The 18,148-nt window shown below is 46.1% G+C and carries 15 protein-coding genes; 10 read left to right on the forward strand and 5 right to left on the reverse strand.

Going from position 1 to position 18,148, the window contains the following annotated elements:
* Positions 1 to 55: 55 nt before the first annotated feature.
* On the reverse strand, positions 56 to 2,362 hold the full coding sequence (locus tag SGRA_RS00340; protein ID WP_014373070.1) for a hypothetical protein: 2,307 nt from the start codon (positions 2,360 to 2,362) through the stop codon (positions 56 to 58).
* A gap of 290 nt (positions 2,363 to 2,652) precedes the next feature.
* Entirely contained in the window at positions 2,653 to 3,645 is a 993-nt protein-coding gene (gene dusB, locus SGRA_RS00345; RefSeq protein ID WP_014373071.1) for a tRNA dihydrouridine synthase DusB, read from the reverse strand.
* A 143-nt stretch (positions 3,646 to 3,788) separates the two neighbouring features.
* Here dusB and SGRA_RS00350 point away from each other — a divergent pair, with 143 nt between their 5' ends.
* From SGRA_RS00350 to SGRA_RS00365, 4 genes are all read left to right on the forward strand, one after another.
* Complete coding sequence (locus SGRA_RS00350; RefSeq protein ID WP_014373072.1) at positions 3,789 to 4,976, forward strand: lysophospholipid acyltransferase family protein; 1,188 nt, start codon at positions 3,789 to 3,791, stop codon at positions 4,974 to 4,976.
* Between the two features lie 233 nt (positions 4,977 to 5,209).
* Positions 5,210 to 6,013, forward strand: a complete 804-nt coding sequence (locus SGRA_RS00355) for a 3'-5' exonuclease (RefSeq protein ID WP_014373073.1) — start codon at positions 5,210 to 5,212, stop codon at positions 6,011 to 6,013.
* A gap of 29 nt (positions 6,014 to 6,042) precedes the next feature.
* On the forward strand, positions 6,043 to 6,738 hold the full coding sequence (locus tag SGRA_RS00360; RefSeq protein ID WP_014373074.1) for a CoA transferase subunit A: 696 nt from the start codon (positions 6,043 to 6,045) through the stop codon (positions 6,736 to 6,738).
* A gap of 18 nt (positions 6,739 to 6,756) precedes the next feature.
* A complete protein-coding gene (locus SGRA_RS00365) occupies positions 6,757 to 7,416 on the forward strand; it encodes a CoA transferase subunit B (protein WP_014373075.1) in 660 nt (219 codons plus the stop codon).
* 246 nt (positions 7,417 to 7,662) lie between these two features.
* Here the strand turns inward: SGRA_RS00365 and rpsU are convergent, their stop codons facing one another.
* Entirely contained in the window at positions 7,663 to 7,857 is a 195-nt protein-coding gene (gene rpsU / locus SGRA_RS00370) for a 30S ribosomal protein S21 (protein ID WP_014373077.1), read from the reverse strand.
* 447 nt (positions 7,858 to 8,304) lie between these two features.
* On the opposite strand from rpsU, the gene SGRA_RS24350 reads away from it, so the two are divergent.
* A complete protein-coding gene (locus SGRA_RS24350; protein ID WP_014373079.1) occupies positions 8,305 to 8,478 on the forward strand; it encodes a DUF7793 family protein in 174 nt (57 codons plus the stop codon).
* Between the two features lie 28 nt (positions 8,479 to 8,506).
* The gene (locus SGRA_RS00380) at positions 8,507 to 8,923 is read left to right on the forward strand and encodes a SpoIIAA family protein (RefSeq protein ID WP_014373080.1); all 417 of its coding nucleotides are present in this window, start codon (positions 8,507 to 8,509) and stop codon (positions 8,921 to 8,923) included.
* A 267-nt stretch (positions 8,924 to 9,190) separates the two neighbouring features.
* Here SGRA_RS00380 and SGRA_RS00390 read toward each other — a convergent pair whose 3' ends face one another.
* Positions 9,191 to 10,999, reverse strand: a complete 1,809-nt coding sequence (locus tag SGRA_RS00390) for a T9SS type A sorting domain-containing protein (protein ID WP_014373082.1) — start codon at positions 10,997 to 10,999, stop codon at positions 9,191 to 9,193.
* Positions 11,000 to 11,070: 71 nt separating this feature from the next.
* Positions 11,071 to 13,041 carry a lamin tail domain-containing protein gene (locus tag SGRA_RS00395; RefSeq protein ID WP_014373083.1) on the reverse strand — a complete coding sequence of 657 codons (1,971 nt, stop codon included), beginning with the start codon at positions 13,039 to 13,041 and terminating at the stop codon, positions 11,071 to 11,073.
* 476 nt (positions 13,042 to 13,517) lie between these two features.
* Between SGRA_RS00395 and SGRA_RS00400 the strand changes: the two genes are divergently transcribed.
* From SGRA_RS00400 to SGRA_RS00415, 4 genes are all read left to right on the forward strand, one after another.
* Complete coding sequence (locus SGRA_RS00400; protein WP_014373085.1) at positions 13,518 to 14,159, forward strand: hypothetical protein; 642 nt, start codon at positions 13,518 to 13,520, stop codon at positions 14,157 to 14,159.
* Between the two features lie 3 nt (positions 14,160 to 14,162).
* Positions 14,163 to 14,894 carry a gliding motility-associated ABC transporter permease subunit GldF gene (gldF, locus tag SGRA_RS00405; protein ID WP_014373086.1) on the forward strand — a complete coding sequence of 244 codons (732 nt, stop codon included), beginning with the start codon at positions 14,163 to 14,165 and terminating at the stop codon, positions 14,892 to 14,894.
* The gene (locus tag SGRA_RS00410; RefSeq protein ID WP_014373087.1) at positions 14,894 to 15,463 is read left to right on the forward strand and encodes an acyltransferase; all 570 of its coding nucleotides are present in this window, start codon (positions 14,894 to 14,896) and stop codon (positions 15,461 to 15,463) included. The genes gldF and SGRA_RS00410 overlap by 1 nt, the downstream gene beginning before the upstream one ends.
* Before the next feature lie 280 nt (positions 15,464 to 15,743).
* Positions 15,744 to 17,849 carry a transglycosylase SLT domain-containing protein gene (locus SGRA_RS00415; protein WP_014373088.1) on the forward strand — a complete coding sequence of 702 codons (2,106 nt, stop codon included), beginning with the start codon at positions 15,744 to 15,746 and terminating at the stop codon, positions 17,847 to 17,849.
* The last annotated feature ends 299 nt before the right edge of the window (positions 17,850 to 18,148 follow it).

The raw sequence follows: 18,148 nt of genomic DNA on the forward strand, positions 1-18,148 counted from the left end.
GCGCAGCGCTATACACAAAAAAAGCAGCTCTTAGGAGCTGCTTTTTTTGTGCTTATTAGCCTTTTATCTTCACTATTTTTCGCTCTGATCGCTTGAGGCGGAGCTTAATTTTTGCTTTTTTCACTGGGCTTTGATCAACGGCCTTGCTACTGCCTTTGGCTTGTAGCAGCTGGCCCAAATCTCCGCTCCAGATGGGAATGCGAAGAGGATTTTCGCCTGTTTTTTCTTCCAGATAAATTTGAATTCGGTCCTCTCTATGGGCCCGCAAAGAGCGTTTAAACTGTTCTTTTACGGTTTTCCCTTTAAAGAGAGCGGGTAAGGTTTTGCTCATTTGGACCTCATTGCCCACCATAATTTCATACTTCCAATTGGTTTTTGTTTGGGCAGAATCTAGCTGCAGGCTATCCGTCATCCACTTAAGCGACTGCAGATCAATTTGGAAGCTTACATTATGTAGGGTTTTGGGCAATTTACTTTCGCTTTTTTGTTCGGCCAATAAGACCTCTCCCGTTTTGCGATCGACAAACTGATAGCTAAGGGCTACTTTTTCATTGGCCAAAAGGCGACGATGCGGAAAAAGCACATGAATTTGGCTAGAGTCTAGCGCTAGCGCAAAACTATCTTGTCCTATTTCTACTAGGCCTTCTCCTACCGTATTATAGCCAATAAAATCAACGCCATTTCGCAGTCCATCAAGCAGCAGCATAGCACGGCCCCGATAGAGGCGGGGCAACTTAGCTTTTAGGGTCACCACATAGCCAAAGTCATTATTTTGAACCCGGTCCATAGCCAACTCCTCTTCTAAGAGTAAATCAGTTAGCGTATCGGGGCGCTCAATCAGCGGGCTGCGTTCGTTAATAATGGGAATTTCTAAATCGGGGATCAAGCTCATCTTCAGGCGAACTTGCGGATCATCTAGGTCCAGATAAGGAATAAAAAAGGCCAAGCTATCTTTTGCCTTCATGTTGGGCTGCTCATAGACCCCATGCAAAAGAGATGTAGGCAGGCTATCTTTGGGCAGTTCCTGCATAGGGTAAACGGTTTGGACCAGAGGTTGGCCTTTCAAATTCTCAAAGTTAATGCGCAATTTAGAGTATTGATGCACATCTTTTACTGCATAAGAAAAGCTAATCTTTATTCCTTTTGCCCCTTCATAGTCTACATCTTCTTCTACAAAGGTGCCCGAATAATACATATAGGGCGGAAACTCTAGGGGTTGGAGGAAAATATAGGGTGCTGCTTCCACAATATTTTGTCCACCTCCATCAAAATAAAACTCAATCTTTTTAATGGAAGAGTTCCAGGCATAATGCGGAATAAAATAGCTCAATCGGCCATTTTCGGGCAGCTCCATCAATTCGCCGGGCTGCGCTTGGCCTTCTACCAAAGAATAAAAAAGTGGAATTTTCACTTTTTTGCCTTCTACATCCGAGAAAACAAAATCGGGACGCATTTTTTGGCCCCTTAGGCTTTTGGGCAAAAAGTACTCAAGGACCAACTTCACACCTCGGCGGCCTTCATAAATAAAGTCATCCTGTATATATGTACTAATAGGTTGTCGGCTTCTTTTGCTCAGGCCTATCGTATAATTTAGCCGTTTGATTTGGCCAAACATCTCCCCTTTTTGCGATTTGCGCAAGTCTTTGCTGGCTGCAGCTAGTGGCAGGCGGCCCAAAAAATCATCTTCTAGACCATCTTCATCATAAAAATTGATGTAGAGCTCCTCTCCTTCTAGGGCAAAAAATTGGGCTTCTTCGGCGGGGGCCTCATAGCTATTGGGCTGCAACTTCGAGCTATAGACCGGGTAATCACTCCCATTAGTGCTAATGGTCCAATATACATCGGGCGCCCCTTCTTTGGGCGAGCCCGGATCGAGCAAACGAGCCGTTCTCTTTACTTCCGCCTGCTCCATCTGAAACAAAATGCTATAGGTTTGCGGCTGCGTATATGAAATAGTATTACGGTACTTTAGAAGGCCCGGCACCTCATAAATAAACTCAATTTCCTCCTGTGGACCTGCCGCTACGGCCAAGTCTCTGTAGGCCACAAAACGGCGGCGTTTCTGCCATTCATTGGGTTTTAGGACCAAATAGCTGCTGCTATCGCTAAACACCTCTTGCCCATATTTTCGGGCGCTAAGTTGCTGCTTATAGGTGAGCAAATAACGGCTATTACTAGGATATTTGCACTCAAAACTGAACATAATTCCCTTGGTCCCCTTGTCGGACATCTCGATATTTTGCTCAAATTTAAAGTTGCGTACCTCTAGTTTTTGGTCTAGCAGATCCATTTTTTCTTGCGCCCATAAGCTGCCGTAAAAGCAGCTCGAGACAACAAAAAAGAGAGTAAAAAATACTTTCATATAGTGTGTGTTATTGCTCCAAAGAGCTATGATTAGGCTTGTTCTTCTATGTTTTTTGGGGGCTTGCCATACTTATGATCCCAGCAGGACTTGAATCTCTAAGGGGCTATTCTGTCTGTTTTTTTGGGGCTTGCCGCCTTTGGCGGCCGGGCCATTCCGTGGCTCGCAGGTCTGCTCGGCCCTGCGGGGCTTTCGCTTCGCTTCAGCCCCTGGGTCTGCGGCTGCGCCGCACCACTTCATGTCCCTAAGCCTGCGGCGGCTTCGCCGCCTGTCCACCGCAAAAAGGGCCTTTAGCTAAAGACATAATCGGCGTAGCGGGCCTCAATTTCTTCCAAAACGGCAAGCAGATCGGGCAGCTCCATCAGCGTAACCAGTTTTTTGCGGTATTCTTTCACGCCTGGCATCCCCCGGAAATAGTTGGTATAATGGCGGCGGGTTTCCAAAACGCCCAAAACAGGTCCTTTCCATTCTACGGCCCGAATAAGATGACGGCGAGCAGCATCTACTCGTTCATGAATATTGGGCGGAGCCATTTTTTCTCCTGTTTCAAAGTAGTGCTTAATTTCTCTAAAAATCCAGGGGTAGCCAATAGCCGCTCGGCCGATCATGATACCATCCACCCCATAGCGTTCTTTATACAATTTCGCTTTTTCGGGGCTATCAATATCACCATTACCAAAAATGGGAATATGAATGCGGGGATTTTCTTTCACTTTGGCAATATGCGACCAATCGGCCTCGCCTTTATACATCTGGGCCCGAGTGCGGCCATGAATACTCAGGGCCTTGATGCCTACATCTTGTAGGCGTTCGGCCACTTCTTCAATTTTGATGCTGTTCTGGTCCCAGCCCAAGCGGGTTTTTACCGTCACGGGCAGTTTGGTTGACTTCACCACCGCTTCGGTCAATTCCACCATGCGGTCAATATCTCTCAAAATGCCTGCACCAGCCATTTTGCAGACCACTTTTTTCACAGGGCAACCAAAGTTAATATCTAAAACTTCGGGTTGGGCTTCTTCTACAATTTCGGCGGCCCGCATCATAGAATCTAGCTCGGCTCCAAAAATTTGCACGCCAATAGGGCGCTCTTCAGGGTAAATATCTAATTTGACTACACTTTTCTTTGCGTCTCGGATCAGGCCTTCTACTGAAATAAACTCAGTATACATCATATCGCAGCCCTGTTCTTTACAGAGTGCACGAAAAGGGGGATCGCTAACATCCTCCATCGGGGCTAGCAAAAAGGGGAATTCTCCCAAAGAAAGATCTCCAATTTTAACCATAGTAGTTTTATGTTCTGTTTTGCGCAAAAATACGACGAACAAAGGTAAAAGCCTTTGAATCTATCGCTTTTTTGGACCAAAAAGCCAGAGAATCGAAGAACTCCTCAATTTTTTATAAATTTGGTGATAAATGAACCAACTCCATGAGCGATAAAAAAATCAAAGAAAAGGCCCTCCCCAAACTCAAAAAGCGAAAAGCTTGCACGCCAGAGCAAATTGCAGCCAATAGGCATATCTATGATGATCATTTTCGCATGGGCTTTGTGCGTCAGTTCAATCGAGAGATTTATAGCTTGATGGACCAAAACTATTTTCGGCCCGAATTCATTGGCTTTGAGGAGCTTCCAGAGCGGAACCGTCCTGAACATCCTGTTATTTTTGCCAGCAACCACTCGGGTATGGCTTTTCCTTGGGATGGGATGATTTTTGGCTCTGGTCTTTCTAAAATGCATGAATTTGATCCTAAAAAGCAGCTCAGGGTACTTACGGCCCCTATGCTTTCTCAGACGCCGGCCATGCACCCTTATTTTATGTTGCATGCTTGGAAAATGGCTGGGGGCATAGATGCCAGCTTTCTCAACTTTGAGACCATGATGCATTATCCCGATGGCCAACTATTGATTTATCCTGAGGGGGTTCCTGGTATTGGCAAAGGCTTTAATCGTCGGTATAAATTGCAGCGTTTTTCTAGCTCCTTCATTCGGATGAGCTTAAAATATAAATCGGATATTGTTTGGTACTCCACCATCAATGCCGAGTATGTGGCCCCTTTGATGTACAGCCACAAAGGCGTGAATAAGGCCATCAATAAAATTGGGGTTCCTTTTCTACCCTTGGGTCCTTTGACTCCGCTCTTACTCTTTCCTGCGGCTTTCTTTCTCTCTTTTCCCAGCAAAATGACCTTTGTTCGGGGCTCTCGGATTCGGCCCTATGAATGGACCGACAAGGCCTTTGAGGAATTGACAGAGGCCGAAATTGAGGACATCCGCCAAAGGGTACAAGACAAATGCCAGGAGGAGCTTAATTTGGCCCTAGCCCAATATGGTCGGAAGCCCTACCGCTTGGGCGAGCTGCTCCGAGTCATCTTTAAAGGCTTTCCCTTAAATACGCCTTTGGGTTGGCCCATGCTATTTCATGAATTTGAGAAACAATGGCATCAGAAGGGCAAAAAAGGAGAAGAGGTAAAGGTATACAAAGGCTTTGGCGCCTCTATTTACTTGCTCTTCCGCAACCCGATTTGCTTCCTTTATTTTATTCCCTTTTTTGGTTGGCTGGCCCTAGTGGCTTATGGCCGTTGGCGCTGGAAAAACGGCTTTAAGGATAAGGAATAGGCTTAGCGCTGGCTGGCCTAGCGATGCGGCGGGGTGGCCGAAGGCCAGACCGAGGAGCGAAGCGACGAAGGGCCGAGCAGACCTGCGAGCCCCAAAGCGTAGCGCCGCAAGGCGAAGCCGCAGCGGAGGCCCCAAAAAACGCCTAAATCCTTTAGTTATTCTAAGATTTGATTATCTTGAGTCTGGCCCAATAGCGGCCATTTATTTTCATTACCTTATTAGAAAAAGGGCGAATGCAATTTCAATTGGATAAAGATCTCTGCTTTTTAGATTTAGAGACTACAGGCGGGGATATTATGAAGGACCGCATTGTGCAGATTGCACTAATTAAGTACCCCAAAGATGGCGGAGCGGCTATTGAGCGCTCTTATTTGGTGAATCCGGGGCAGCCGAGTTCGGCAGAGGCCTTGGCCATTCATGGCCTTGGTGAGCAGGAGCTCAAAGATGCGCCTCCCTTTAAGTTATTGGCCATTGAGCTACTTGATTTTATTGGCGATTCCGATTTGGCGGGTTATAATTCTAACCGCTTTGATATTCCCGTTTTGATGGAAGAATTTTCGAGAGCGGGCTTTGAGTTTTCGATTGAGGGCCGCCGCTTGATTGATGCCATGCAAATTTTTTATAAAATGGAGCCTCGAACGCTTAAGGCAGCTTTGCGTTTTTATTGTGGGCAAAATTTGGAAAATGCCCATGATGCGCTGGCGGATACTCGAGCTACGGCGGAGGTCCTCAAGGGGCAAATTGAGCGCTATGCGGAGAGCAATTGGCAGGATCCCAAAACCGAAAAAGTTTATGAACGGCCCGTAAAAAATGATATGCAGGCCCTACATGATTTTATTCAGCAAGCCAACCGAAAAGTAGATTTAGGCGGCCGTTTTGTCCGAAATGCGGAGGGCATTATCCTCTTTAATTTTGGCAACCAGAAAGGGCAGCCCGCCTATAAACACCCCAACACTTTGCGCTGGATTATCGACAAGGAATTTCCGGTGCAAGTAAAAAATATTGCCCGCGCCATTTTAGGGGGCAAGCTCAAGTAATTTACTAACAAACAATCGCATAACCCATTATGAACAAAGTTGTGGCAAATGCCCAGGAAGCCATTCAGGGCATAGAAGATAATATGACGCTGATGCTTGGTGGTTTTGGCCTTTGTGGCATTCCAGAAAATGCTATTTCGGCCTTGGTCCAAGCTGGCATTAAAAACCTTACCTGCATTTCTAATAATGCTGGTGTAGATGATTTTGGCATCGGCCTGATGCTTCAGCAGCGACAGGTCAAGAAGATGATTTCGTCTTATGTTGGCGAAAATGCTGAATTTGAGCGGCAGCTCCTGTCTGGCGAGCTAGAGGTCGATTTGGTTCCTCAGGGCACCTTGGCCGAGCGCATCCGTGCTGGCGGAGCGGGAATTCCCGCCTTTTATACGCCTACGGGCTATGGCACCGAGGTGGCCGAGGGCAAAGAATGCCGAGAATTTGACGGCCGTATGTATATTATGGAAACGGCGCTTACTGCTGATTTTGCTCTGGTAAAAGCTTGGAAAGGCGACAAACACGGTAATTTGGTCTTTAAGGGAACCGCTCGAAACTTTAACCCCATGATGGCCAAAGCGGGTAAAATCACGGTGGTCGAGGTGGAAGAACTGCTTGAGCCCGGCGAACTTCATCCCAATGAAATTCATATTCCTGGCGTTTATGTGCAGCGCATCTTCCAAGGTGTAGATTATGAAAAACGTATTGAGCAGCGCACTGTTCGTCAAGCCTAACCCTTAAAATTTAATCTTATGGCACTCGATAAATACGGCATTGCCCAGCGCATTGCCCAAGAACTACAAGACGGCTATTATGTTAATTTGGGCATCGGGATTCCCACTTTGGTCGCCAATTATATTCCCGAAAATATGCAGGTTTTTCTGCAATCTGAAAACGGCTTGCTTGGTATGGGCCCCTTCCCTACCGAAGAACATGTAGATGCCGACCTCATCAATGCAGGCAAGCAAACGGTTACGGCTTTGCCTGGCGCTTCTTTGTTCAGCTCGGCCGAAAGCTTTGAGATGATCCGGGGTGGGCATATTGATTTGACCGTTTTGGGCGCTATGGAAGTGGCTCAAAATGGCGATATTGCCAACTGGAAGATTCCTGGCAAAATGGTAAAGGGTATGGGTGGCGCCATGGACCTAGTGGCTTCGGCCAAAAACATTATTGTGGCCATGCGACATACCAACCGCAAGGGCGAGTCTAAGTTGTTGCCTAGCTGTAGCCTACCGCTTACGGGCGTGGGCTGCATCAAAAAGGTAGTCACTGATTTGGGCGTCTTCGAGATCAAGGAGAATGCCTTTCATTTGTTGGAGCGGGCGCCTGGCGTTTCGGTCCAAGAGATTCGGGAAAAAACAGCTGGGGCTTTAGTGGCCTCCGATGATTGTCCGGAAATGAAGTTAGCTTAAGATTTGAACCACTCCTTTTTGGGGTGGTTTTTTTTGGGGCCCGCGGCCGGCTAGCCTTCGGCTAGGTCGGCCGCCGCTATGCTGCGCCGCTCGCAGGTCTGCTCGGCCCTGCAGCCGCCTTTGGCGGCTTGGGTCTGGCCCTTCGGGCCACGGCTGCGCAGCGCTGGGCCATTTGGACCAATGGGCATAAAAAAAGACCCTACCTTTTGGGGGTAGAGCCTTAGCTAATGTCAAAAAAGTAGCGAGCTAGAGATCGAGCTTGCGCTCACGAACATCGCGGTAAACCGCTTTGAGCTTCTCTGTACGACGCACCACAGATGGCTTTTCAAAGTGTTTGCGTGTACGAACTTCACGCATCAATTTGGTGTCTCTTACTTTACGCTTGTAACGGCGTAGGGCGCGGTCGATAGTCTCGCTATCTTTTACATTGATAATTAGCATAAAAACCCCCTTGGTTTAGGTTGAAAATAAAAAAATAAAAGTGCATCTAGAAAATGCTTCGCAAATATCTACTATTCTAGCTAGAATCCCAATTTATATCAGAATATTTTCGAGACTTTTCGCTGATTATTGGATGGCCCTTTAATAGATGGAATGATTGTTTAAGCTTCTGTGGTATTTCGCACAAAAGAAGCCTAAGCAAGGGCTTAACTTTGGGCGTTCCTAAAACTGCATTCTACCCACAACAGCAAAATGTCGTATCATCCCGAAAATCAACCACATTCAGATGGATTGTGGTCATTTATGGCGGACAGCAATATTATCCTATTCCATATTCAAGATAATTATTATATGCAGCAAGCCGACTCCTTGTCGGTCAGGAAAAATCTTTGTATTTTGGCAAGCCTGTATACCTTTTAGTAGAAATGCCTAAGATTAAGAGGGGCAGTGCAGAAAGAAGGCCGCAAAGACTTTGCAGCTAAGGAAGAGCCATTAGCAGTGGTTTGCGCCCTTTGGGTCAAGAGTCCGCTCTCCAAGCTTTTGGGCAACTTTTTATTGGGCATCAACAAGCCTGTATTTCCTGCGGCTGTATTTAAGCAAAAAGAGAAAGCTCTAACTTGAATACAGCAATAAATAAAAACTTAACTTAGTGTATAAACTCGATAATAGCCAAAATAAAGTAGAGCTTGCTTCTAGTTCTCTAGCTTGGTTAAATGAACATCCTATACTTGAACAAATCATTCGTCCCAATTATCAGGTTGAAATAAAGGATGCCCATGAAATTGAAGCTTGTATTTTAGAGATGGTTGAAGCAAGGCAAGAAAGCTGTTACCATTTAGTTGATATTAGGAATATTAAGGGAGGAAGCATAGAAGCACGTAAAAAATTTAATCTGGGTCCACCACCATCAATAAAAGCTACTGCAATTATTGTAGAAGGGTTAACTTCTAAATTATTAGGGAATTTCCTTGCTCGTTTAAATCAGGGGAATATTCCTATACGTTTATTTAATAAAAGAGATAAAGCTATTGAGTGGTTGTTGGAGCAAAAGAGAAAACAAGAATAAATTGGTCCTTATAAAAATAGCCGCTGCGGATGCAGCGGCTATTTTTTGCGGTCTACAGGTGGCGAAGCCACCTGCAAAGGCGCGCAGCGCCGCGGCTGAGGGATGGATAAGGGGGGCCGAAGGCCAGACCGAGGAGCGAAGCGACGAAGGGCCGAGCAGACCTGCGAGCCCTGACACAGCCCGACCCGAGCGAAGCGAGGGGCAGCCCCAAAAGAAAAAAGGAGTTAGCACGATACTAACTCCCTTTCATTTTAGCTAAAGCTACCGTTATTTTTCTACGGTAAACTTATGGCTTTGGCCCAAGCCGTTGGGGGCTTGTAGGCGTAGGATATATTGACCGGCGGCCAAATTGCTAAGGTCAAAGCTATATTGTAGGCGAAGCGGGGCTATTGTTTGGCTTTGCAAAACGCGGCCCAAAGCGTCGATAATTTCGGCTTGGTAGCCGGCAAGATTGCTTGGCAACTCTAGTTGAATTTGGTTATTGGCGGGAATGGGAAAGAGTTTAGTTTCTCCGCTAGCTTCTCCAAAATAAAGCACTTTGACATCGCTATAGCTTTGGCTACCGTCTACATCATTTTGGCGGAGGTGGTAGTAATTATAGCCAGCAGCGGGCTGCTCGTCTAGGGTATTGTAAGTATTTTGGGCCAAATCTTCTTGGGCCGTAAAGCAGGCGATAGTTTCAAAATTGACGCCATCTAGGCTGCGTTCGAAGCAATACTCATCGCCAGCATGTTCGTTGGCTACAGTGGCAGAAAGCAAAGCTTGTCCTTCTACTTTTTGGGCCGTAAAATCCAACAACTCTAGAGGAAGAGACAATTGGGCCACTACATCGGCCAAAGTGAAGGGGCTAAAGCTAGTTACTACATTAGAAGTAATGCTACCTGAAGTTGCCGTTCCCGTTAGGAAAGTATTGCCTTCTGACTCCCATTGGTTGCTTGTGCTAGGCGCTTGGGTGAAGTAATGCCCCACCAACAAATCGTTGGGGTCGAGTACTTGGCTATGAGGGCCCCAGTGTAGGGTAACAAATAGAGAGGCTCCAGTTCCAGTAAATACCTCATCTAGGGTCCAGTATTCTAGTACAGAAACATGGTCTAGTTCGGCAGCATTGAGGTTGTAAGTTCCGTAGCCTTGATTAAAGTATTGGGCCACAAAAAACTCCCCTGTATTGACAGCGGTTTCGATACCGATTGCGCCATAAATGCCATTATCGCCGGTGGGATAAGTAAAGGCATCGATTCCAGTTCCTGAAGTTTCTTTAAGTACAGGGCCATCAACATGGCTAATATCTGAAGCGTTGATAGCTGCCGCATCTACATCAAAGTAAACTCTTTCTGAGGCAGAGCCCAAAACGATACCTTGTTGAAAATCCATTTCTTCATCAATATAAATATCGCTACAGTTGTTGATCAGAAAACCTGCGGGTTTGATCAGGCGAACAAAGCGGAAGCTTTCGGTGGCCCCAGCATTTGTTTTGATGATGGTTTGGTCTGTACTTCCGACAAACTCGACCACCGCATGAGTTTCATCAAAACCGTTATTGGCAGCATCATCTAACCAATCGCCATGCAAGCGGAAAAGGCCAATAGCGCTAGCATTGGGATCGTCATAATCGAGAAGGCCATTGCTGTTAATCAAGAGGCTACCAAAAACCTCCATACCTGTACCGGCAGTAGTGCCGTCGTTGTTTTCTAGTTTAGAGATCGAAGCGCTGGGGTTTCCACCGATGATAAGATCTCCCAAAATTTGCATGGGGCTAGCATTCGTATTGCTATTGAACACCTCTACGGCCCCAGTTCCTGTATTTCCGACCAGCATATCGCCTTTAACGGTCATGAATCCACCACTACCGCTAAATTTCTCCGAGAGGCCAGCAAAGCTATAATCGCCGCTAACAGACTCCATATAGAGGTTAGGATAGAACATATTGTTCGTGACTACACTTACAGTACCATTATTGGCGTAGCGGAAATGCCAGTGGGCCGTAGCGGGAATAGTAGAAATGCCATTTTCATAATTATCTCGGTAGGCGGCAACAGTACTGCTTCCCGTTTTGATAATTCTTGCATTAGCGCCCATTTCCCAGCTTGCGCCAGTTTGGAAGTTAATGCCATTTCCTCCGCCTGCACCATGGTCCTCTAGGGTACCTTCTAGCAGGAAGTCGAGCCAGTATCTTCTTGGATACGGAGTTGAAGGCTTGCGGGAATCACTAATTCTCCACCAGCTTCTACTACCAATTGGTCAATCTCGATATCTTGGTCGAGCTCGATGAGGTGACCATTAAGGATATGTACATAATCGCTATTATCGAAGCGGGGGTAATCGCAGGCGGCTACCCAAGGACCAGCGGCAGAGGGAGCCATTTCCCAGCTCGTTACATCGGTCCAATAACCAATAGTGGCAGAGCGGAAAAAGCGTTCGCTACCGATATTAAACTGAGCGGCTTCGGTTAGGCTTCCGCAGTTACCGTCTTCAATGACTTCGCAGTAGAACTGATAGCCATCATAATCGATCAAATTGCCTTGGATCAATAAAACATCAGAGGTTTCTCCGCTGACCGTAGTGGCATTGGGGAAAGCGGCTGCGCTTACGGCCGTCCAAGCTGTAGCCGCCCCATCATTTTCGTTAAAGTACCATTGGTAAGTTAGGGTACCGCCATTATTTGCAGTGGCGGTTACGCCCATGAGTAGCTCGCAGCTATTGACATCCATAGGTTGGGCGCTAAAAGTGGGAGGCGTGAGGGGCGGGCCAGCGGGCGCAGCAAAAGTTCCCAAGTTAGAAACATCTCCAGAGGTTCCTGTGGTCCATTCTGAAGCATCAAAATTGGGGTTGGGGCCTGTTACTGTAGTATTTCTACGATATAGGTAGCCAACTGCACCTACAACTTGATCTTCAAAATCGTCTACCACAGTTCCAGAGGGAACATGAACAAGTTCTAAGCGATCATCTTCATTATATCCACTTGTTGTACCTGCAAAAATAAAATCTTCCACTCCTCCTGTAGCACTACTTGCGCGACCAACCAATACTTCACCTGGGTTGATAGTGATTGCAGGAAAGTCAAAAGTAAAAGAAACATTTGTTGCTGTGAGGGTACCATAACGGCGAATCTCATAGTCTGAAAGATCAATAGGGCTAGCGGTACCATTGTAAACCTCAATATAGCCCAAAGAGCCGCCATTATTATCGTAAACCTCAGACATAATAAGGTCTGTAAAAATAGGTGTACCTGCACAGCTTCCCACTTCTTCTAAGTATGTAAAGCTATAAGGGGTAGTAATATCACAAGCCGATTCGCTAAGCGTCAGTTGACCATCATTTGCTGCCGTGGGTACAGTAGCAATAAGTGTGGTGGCATCAACAAAAGTTATATTAGCAGCAGCAACGCCAGCAAAACTGACTGTGGTAGCAGCAGTAAAGCCAGTTCCTGTAATGGTTACCTCTGTGCCGGCAGGACCCGAAGTTGGGGCAAAAGCACTTACCGTATGCGGACAAACCACCGCAAGATCTCCTTCCAGTAAGGCATCTTCAATCACCCAGATTTCATTATTACTATTGTTTACAAGCTCTAAACGAATTTGCAAATCACTGACAGAAGGCAGTCCTGTAATTTGTAAAGTAGAATAATCTAAACCTCCTGAAGAGGAAAAGCTTGCAGCAGAATTGTCCCCATCATAGGCAACTGTAGCCTGATCTACACCAGAAAACGACCACTGAGAGTTACTAAATCCAGAAATTTCTAACTCATCACTCCATGTTGCTCCGCCATCAGTACTAACAGAAACGACTACATCATCTGCACCATCTGCACCATTTCCACTAGTTCCAGCAAAAGAAGCCAAACGAATGCTAAAGTCAATATTGGTATAGCCCGTGGTATTCATGCCTGTAAATAAGGCCGTTCCAGATTCATCATTATACTCATAGCCTTGTGTGCCACTTACATATCTGGGCTCTCCAGCAGGGAAAGGTCCTGTAGCCGTAGCTACGCCACCTCCAGTAGGGGTAAATATCATAGCTGGTGCGGCTGGACTAGCCTCAAAATCATAAGTTGCAATTGTTGTCTGGGCCGATAACTGCCAGCCAAGTAAGCATAAAAGTGCCAAGTAGAGATGTCGCATAAGTAAGTTATATGATTTGCGAAAAGGTAGTTAGATCAGGTATATATTATAGACTGCGAAAATACGTTTTGCGCCTATCTATTCCCCTTTTGTATTATTAGCTTATTGTTAATTAACAAGCCTTATTTTTTCGTACTCAACAAAGGTAGTCAAAATAAGTTAAATTCAAAGTATATGCAAAAGATATACTTTAGTAAACGGGCAAATCATGGCAAAATTGGTCCTTTTCTCTTCTTTTTGTAATTTGCTGCCGTTTTGAAATAGGCAAGGATTTTTCTTGCGTCTAGCAGGCGGCGAAGCCGCCGCAGGCGAGCGAAGCGAAGCGGCTGAGGGGCTGTAGCAGGGCCGCCGCAGGCGGCAGACCAAAGCCCGAAGGGCTGCAGGGCCGAGCAGAGCTGCGAGCTGCGCAATGGCCCGACCCGAATGCAATGAGGGGCAGCCCCAAATTTTCAAAACAAAAAAAACACGTCTATAGTATGTATAAATATTTCTTGTTCTTTTTACTTTTTTTGGGCCAGCAGTTGGCCGCTCAGCGATTGAGCCAGAATACAGTTTTTGAGGCGGGTGTATATCGCCAATGGGAAGATTTTAAGGCCAATCAGCCCGCTTTTCCCTTGCCCGATACCAGCAGCTGGGCCAAATCTCTTTCTCCAGATGGCAATTTATTGTTGTTATCGGAGGCCAGCTGGGAACTGCTTGATGCTCAGGGAGAAATTTGGGGGATTGCCTATCGGAATCAGCCTTATATTCGAGTAGAGCAGCCCAAGGGCCCGCCTTATTTGGTCCATTTGCATGTAGTTGGTAAAATTTCTTACTATTATTACCGCTATTTTAAGGAGCATGAGTTGCCCATGACGATCTACGACCCTTTTTCGGGCCAAGCCGTTGGGCAAAAAACGATCATCAATAAAGAACCTAGCTCTAAAGAACGTATCTTGCAATTTGAAACGGGCGAGCAGACGGATTTTAATTATGAAAATTTGCGCGCTTGGATTAAGGACGACCCCGGACTTTTGCAGTCTTTAGAGGCCCTTAAAGCAGAAGAATACGAAGACAAATTGTTTAAAATTTTACTCATTTATAACGACCGAAAAGCTGTTTATATCCAACAAGATTAATTTATGTGGACCATTTTCAAGAAGGAAGTTAACCTTTTTCTCAGCTCGCTGATTGCCTATATTGCCATTGCCGTTTTTTTGCTGGGCACCGGCCTTTTTGTCTGGGTGTTTCCAGATTATAGCGTGATTAGCTACGGCTATGCTAGCCTCGATAGCTTTTTTAGTATGGCGCCCTATATTTTCCTTTTCCTGATTCCCGCCATTACGATGCGCTCTTTTTCGGAGGAAATCCAAACGGGAACCATTGAGCTGTTGGTCACTCGGCCGCTTAAAGATTGGGAGATTTTGCTGGGCAAATATTTTGCGGCCCTCTTTCTGGTCTTTTTCTCCATTTTGCCTACCCTCATTTATTTCTTTTCGATTTATGAGCTGGGCGACCCCAAAGGAAATTTAGACATTGGCGCAAGTATGGGCTCTTATTTGGGCCTCTTTTTCCTCGGCGCCTGCTTTGCCGCTATTGGCCTTTTTGCCTCTACCCTGAGCAAAAACCAAATTGTCGCCTTTATTTTGGGCCTTTTTCTCTCGGCCTTTTTCTACGATGCCTTTGGCAGCATTAGCAAGTTGCCCATTTTCTTCGGACAAACCGATGCTATCGTAGAATCTCTCGGCATTAGCTTTCATTATGCCTCTATTAGTCGGGGCCTAGTCGATAGCCGCGACCTCCTTTATTTCCTTAGTATTATTGGTATCTTTTTGCTGGCTAGCCAGCTTTCCGTCGAAAAACGCAGATGGTAATGTCTACTTTTATCCACCCTAGCGCCATCGTAGATCCCGGCGCTCAAATTGGCGAAGGCAGCAAGATTTGGCATTTTTGCCACCTGATGCCCGGCGCTATTATCGGCAAAAATTGCAGCCTAGGCCAAAATGTTTTTGTGGCCAATGAGGTCCAACTTGGTCAAGGCTGTAAGGTCCAAAATAATGTCTCTATTTATACGGGCGTGATCTGTGAAGAGGAGGTTTTTCTGGGCCCTTCTATGGTCTTTACCAATGTACTCAACCCTAGGGCGGGCATCGTCCGAAAAGCAGAATACAAAACCACTTATCTAGAAAAAGGCGTGAGTATTGGTGCCAATGCCACCATCGTTTGCGGCCTCCGTTTGGGCCAATATGCCTTTGTGGGCGCTGGGGCTGTTCTCACTAAAAACGCCCCCGCCTACTCTCTCTGGCTGGGCAATCCCGCCAAACAAGTCGGCTGGATGTCTAGAGCTGGCCACCGCCTAGAACTCAATGAACATGGGCAGGCTAGCTGTCCCGAAACTGGCGAAAACTATCAATTGCAAGCCGGGAAGTTAGTGGCTATTTAGTTTTTTTTAGGGGCTGCCCCTCGCCTTCGGCTCGGGTCGCTACGCTCCGCAGCTCGCTCTTCGCTCGGCCCTGCAGCGGCTTCGCCGCTTTGGTCTGGCCTGCGGCCACTGCTGCGCATCGCTCATCCGCTCAACGGTCTTCTTTCAGCCAAGCGGCCTTCTTCGGCCCCCTTAAGTTGTTAAGGGGGCCGATTTCTATTAGAATAAGTTAACTCTCTAGCGCTTTCTTTTGAGCTTTTTTAATATATTAGCATCGCCAAAATATTAAAAACATAGCATTATGACGAAAGTAGAGTTACAAGCACTTTTAGACAAGTACAACAAGAATCTAGATAGCCTCAAGACGCTTTTTAAAAGCGATGATGGCAAAATTGACCAAGAAGAACAATCCGTTCTCGATAAAATTGGCCAACTCATTAACAAAATTCAGGGACAGCTCAGCGGCGCTAGTAGTAGCGAAAGCAGTAGCAGTAGCGAAGAAAGCAGCGAGGGAGAAACAGCCAGCTCTACAAATGAAGCGCCCAGCATTCAAGGCAATTATCCCATTAAAGGATCTGTTGGCGATAGTGGCGGAAAAAATGACCCTGCCGATGTTGTTACCATCCAACAGTTACTCAATAAACGAGGAGCTAATTTGCCCCTCAATGGTGAATGCGACAGCAATTGTAAATCTGCTATCTATAATTACCAAAAATCAAAAATGGGGGTCAGTAACCCTGATGGCCGTGTAGATGTAGGCGGAAGTAGCTGGTTTCATCTGCTCACTGGCAAAACACTAGATGGCTACGAGAAAAAAGTCCTCAAAGTAGAAGAATATAGCCCCCATATTGAAAAAGCCGCCGAAAAATACGGCATGAAGGTCGACCACCTAAAGGCTATTATGGCCGTAGAATCAGGAGGGGTACCCGACGCTTCTAGCGGAGCCGCTTTTGGCCTGATGCAAATTACGAAAAGTACCTGGAAGGGAATCCAAGAGAAAAATTCTGAACTCAGTAAATACGATTTTGATACCTACTGGAAAGACCCCGAAATCAATACTCTTTTTGGCGCAGCCGTACTCAAATCAAAAGCCAAATCTATGGGCGTGAGTACCGATGACCCCAACTTTACAACTATTGCCGTTACCGCCTACAACGCAGGAGAAGGTACCGTAAAATGGGCCATAGAAAATGCCGAAAAAGGCGGTAGTGCCAAGCCTACCGTAGATTTTATCAAACCAGAATATCTAAAACCTGCTATTGAAAGAGGCGGAATCTATAAGTACTATTTGACTGGAAATGGAAAAAGTAAAAATGCTTCTGGCTCCAAATCAGAAGCTATTGACCTTAAATATAAGGAGGTTTCTGCTTATGGCCCCAAGGTAGATACCTTCCTTGAAAAACAGGACACCCTCTCCGAAACAATTGACGATATTGCCACAATCCAAGGAGACACAACAAGCCCAAAAGAAGAAACTCCCCCTCAAGGAGAAACAGATAGTAATACTACAGAAAATACCAATACAGAAAATAATAACCCTGCCAAAGAAACGCCTACAACTAGCGGCGACTACACCGTAGTAGCTGGCGATACAGGTTATAAAATCGCTGGAAAGCTAGGCATTAGCTTCGATGAGCTTTCTGCTGCAAATGCTGCTGTAGTTTGGACCAAATTGCAAGTGGGTCAAAAACTACAAGTTCCGGGCAGCCAAGCCGCCGAAACCGCAGCCCCCAAAGAGGAAACCCCTCAGATGGGGAGCTATACGGTAGTCAGTGGCGATACGGGCTATAAAATTGCTGGAAAACTCGGCATTAGCTTCGATGCCCTCTCTGAGGTCAATGCTGGCGTAAAATGGTCCAAACTGCAAGTGGACCAAAAACTCAATACGCCTGCTGGAGCAGGCACCGCAGCAGATGCAGGCACCAAAGAAACAACAGAAAACACTACTGTAGCCGAGGAATACCGAGGTGCCAATAAAACTTGGGACAAGCATACCAACAACAGAATCCCAACCCTTGATGCCCGTGTACAAAAAGCTGCCTATGGCTTTATCAATACGGTAGAACAAGAGCTAGGCATTAAGCTGCGTGTTACCTCTGCCCTACGCACTGTGGCCGAACAAGATGCCCTTTATAAAAAAGACAATGTAACTAAGGCCCAAGGGGGGCAAAGTTACCATAACTACGGTCTAGCCATTGATGTGGTAGAAATTAAAAATGGCCAAGTCATTTGGAACTGCGACTGGCCCAAAATTGCTGCCGTAGGAAAGCGTTTTGGCTTTGAGTGGGGAGGCGACTGGAAAGGCTTTGTCGATAAGCCGCACTTCCAAATGCCTTTTGGCAAGTCTATAAGACAACTCTGTATTGCTAAATATCCCGATCGTGCCAAGCGCTTCGGTTATATCTAGGCCCTAGAGATAGGTCTTCTAAACAGCCTCCTTTTTCAAGGAGGCTGTTTTTTGTTCAAGCCCCTGCCCTCTTCCCTACACAAAAAGAATAAGCAAATAATTGTCAAGAAGCAGTTTTTTTCCAACAATAGGTCCTTGACAACTGTTGGCAAGCATTTCTTGGAAAAATAATAGGCCAATGCAACTCTTTTGGACCATTTTTTTTCTAGCCAATAGGCTGAGGGATCCTATCTAAGCATTTCTTGGAAAAATAATAGAGCAATGCAACTCTTTTGGACCATTTTTTTTCTAGCCAATAG

The organism is Saprospira grandis str. Lewin, from assembly GCF_000250635.1.
Classification (GTDB): Bacteria; Bacteroidota; Bacteroidia; order Chitinophagales; family Saprospiraceae; genus Saprospira; species Saprospira grandis.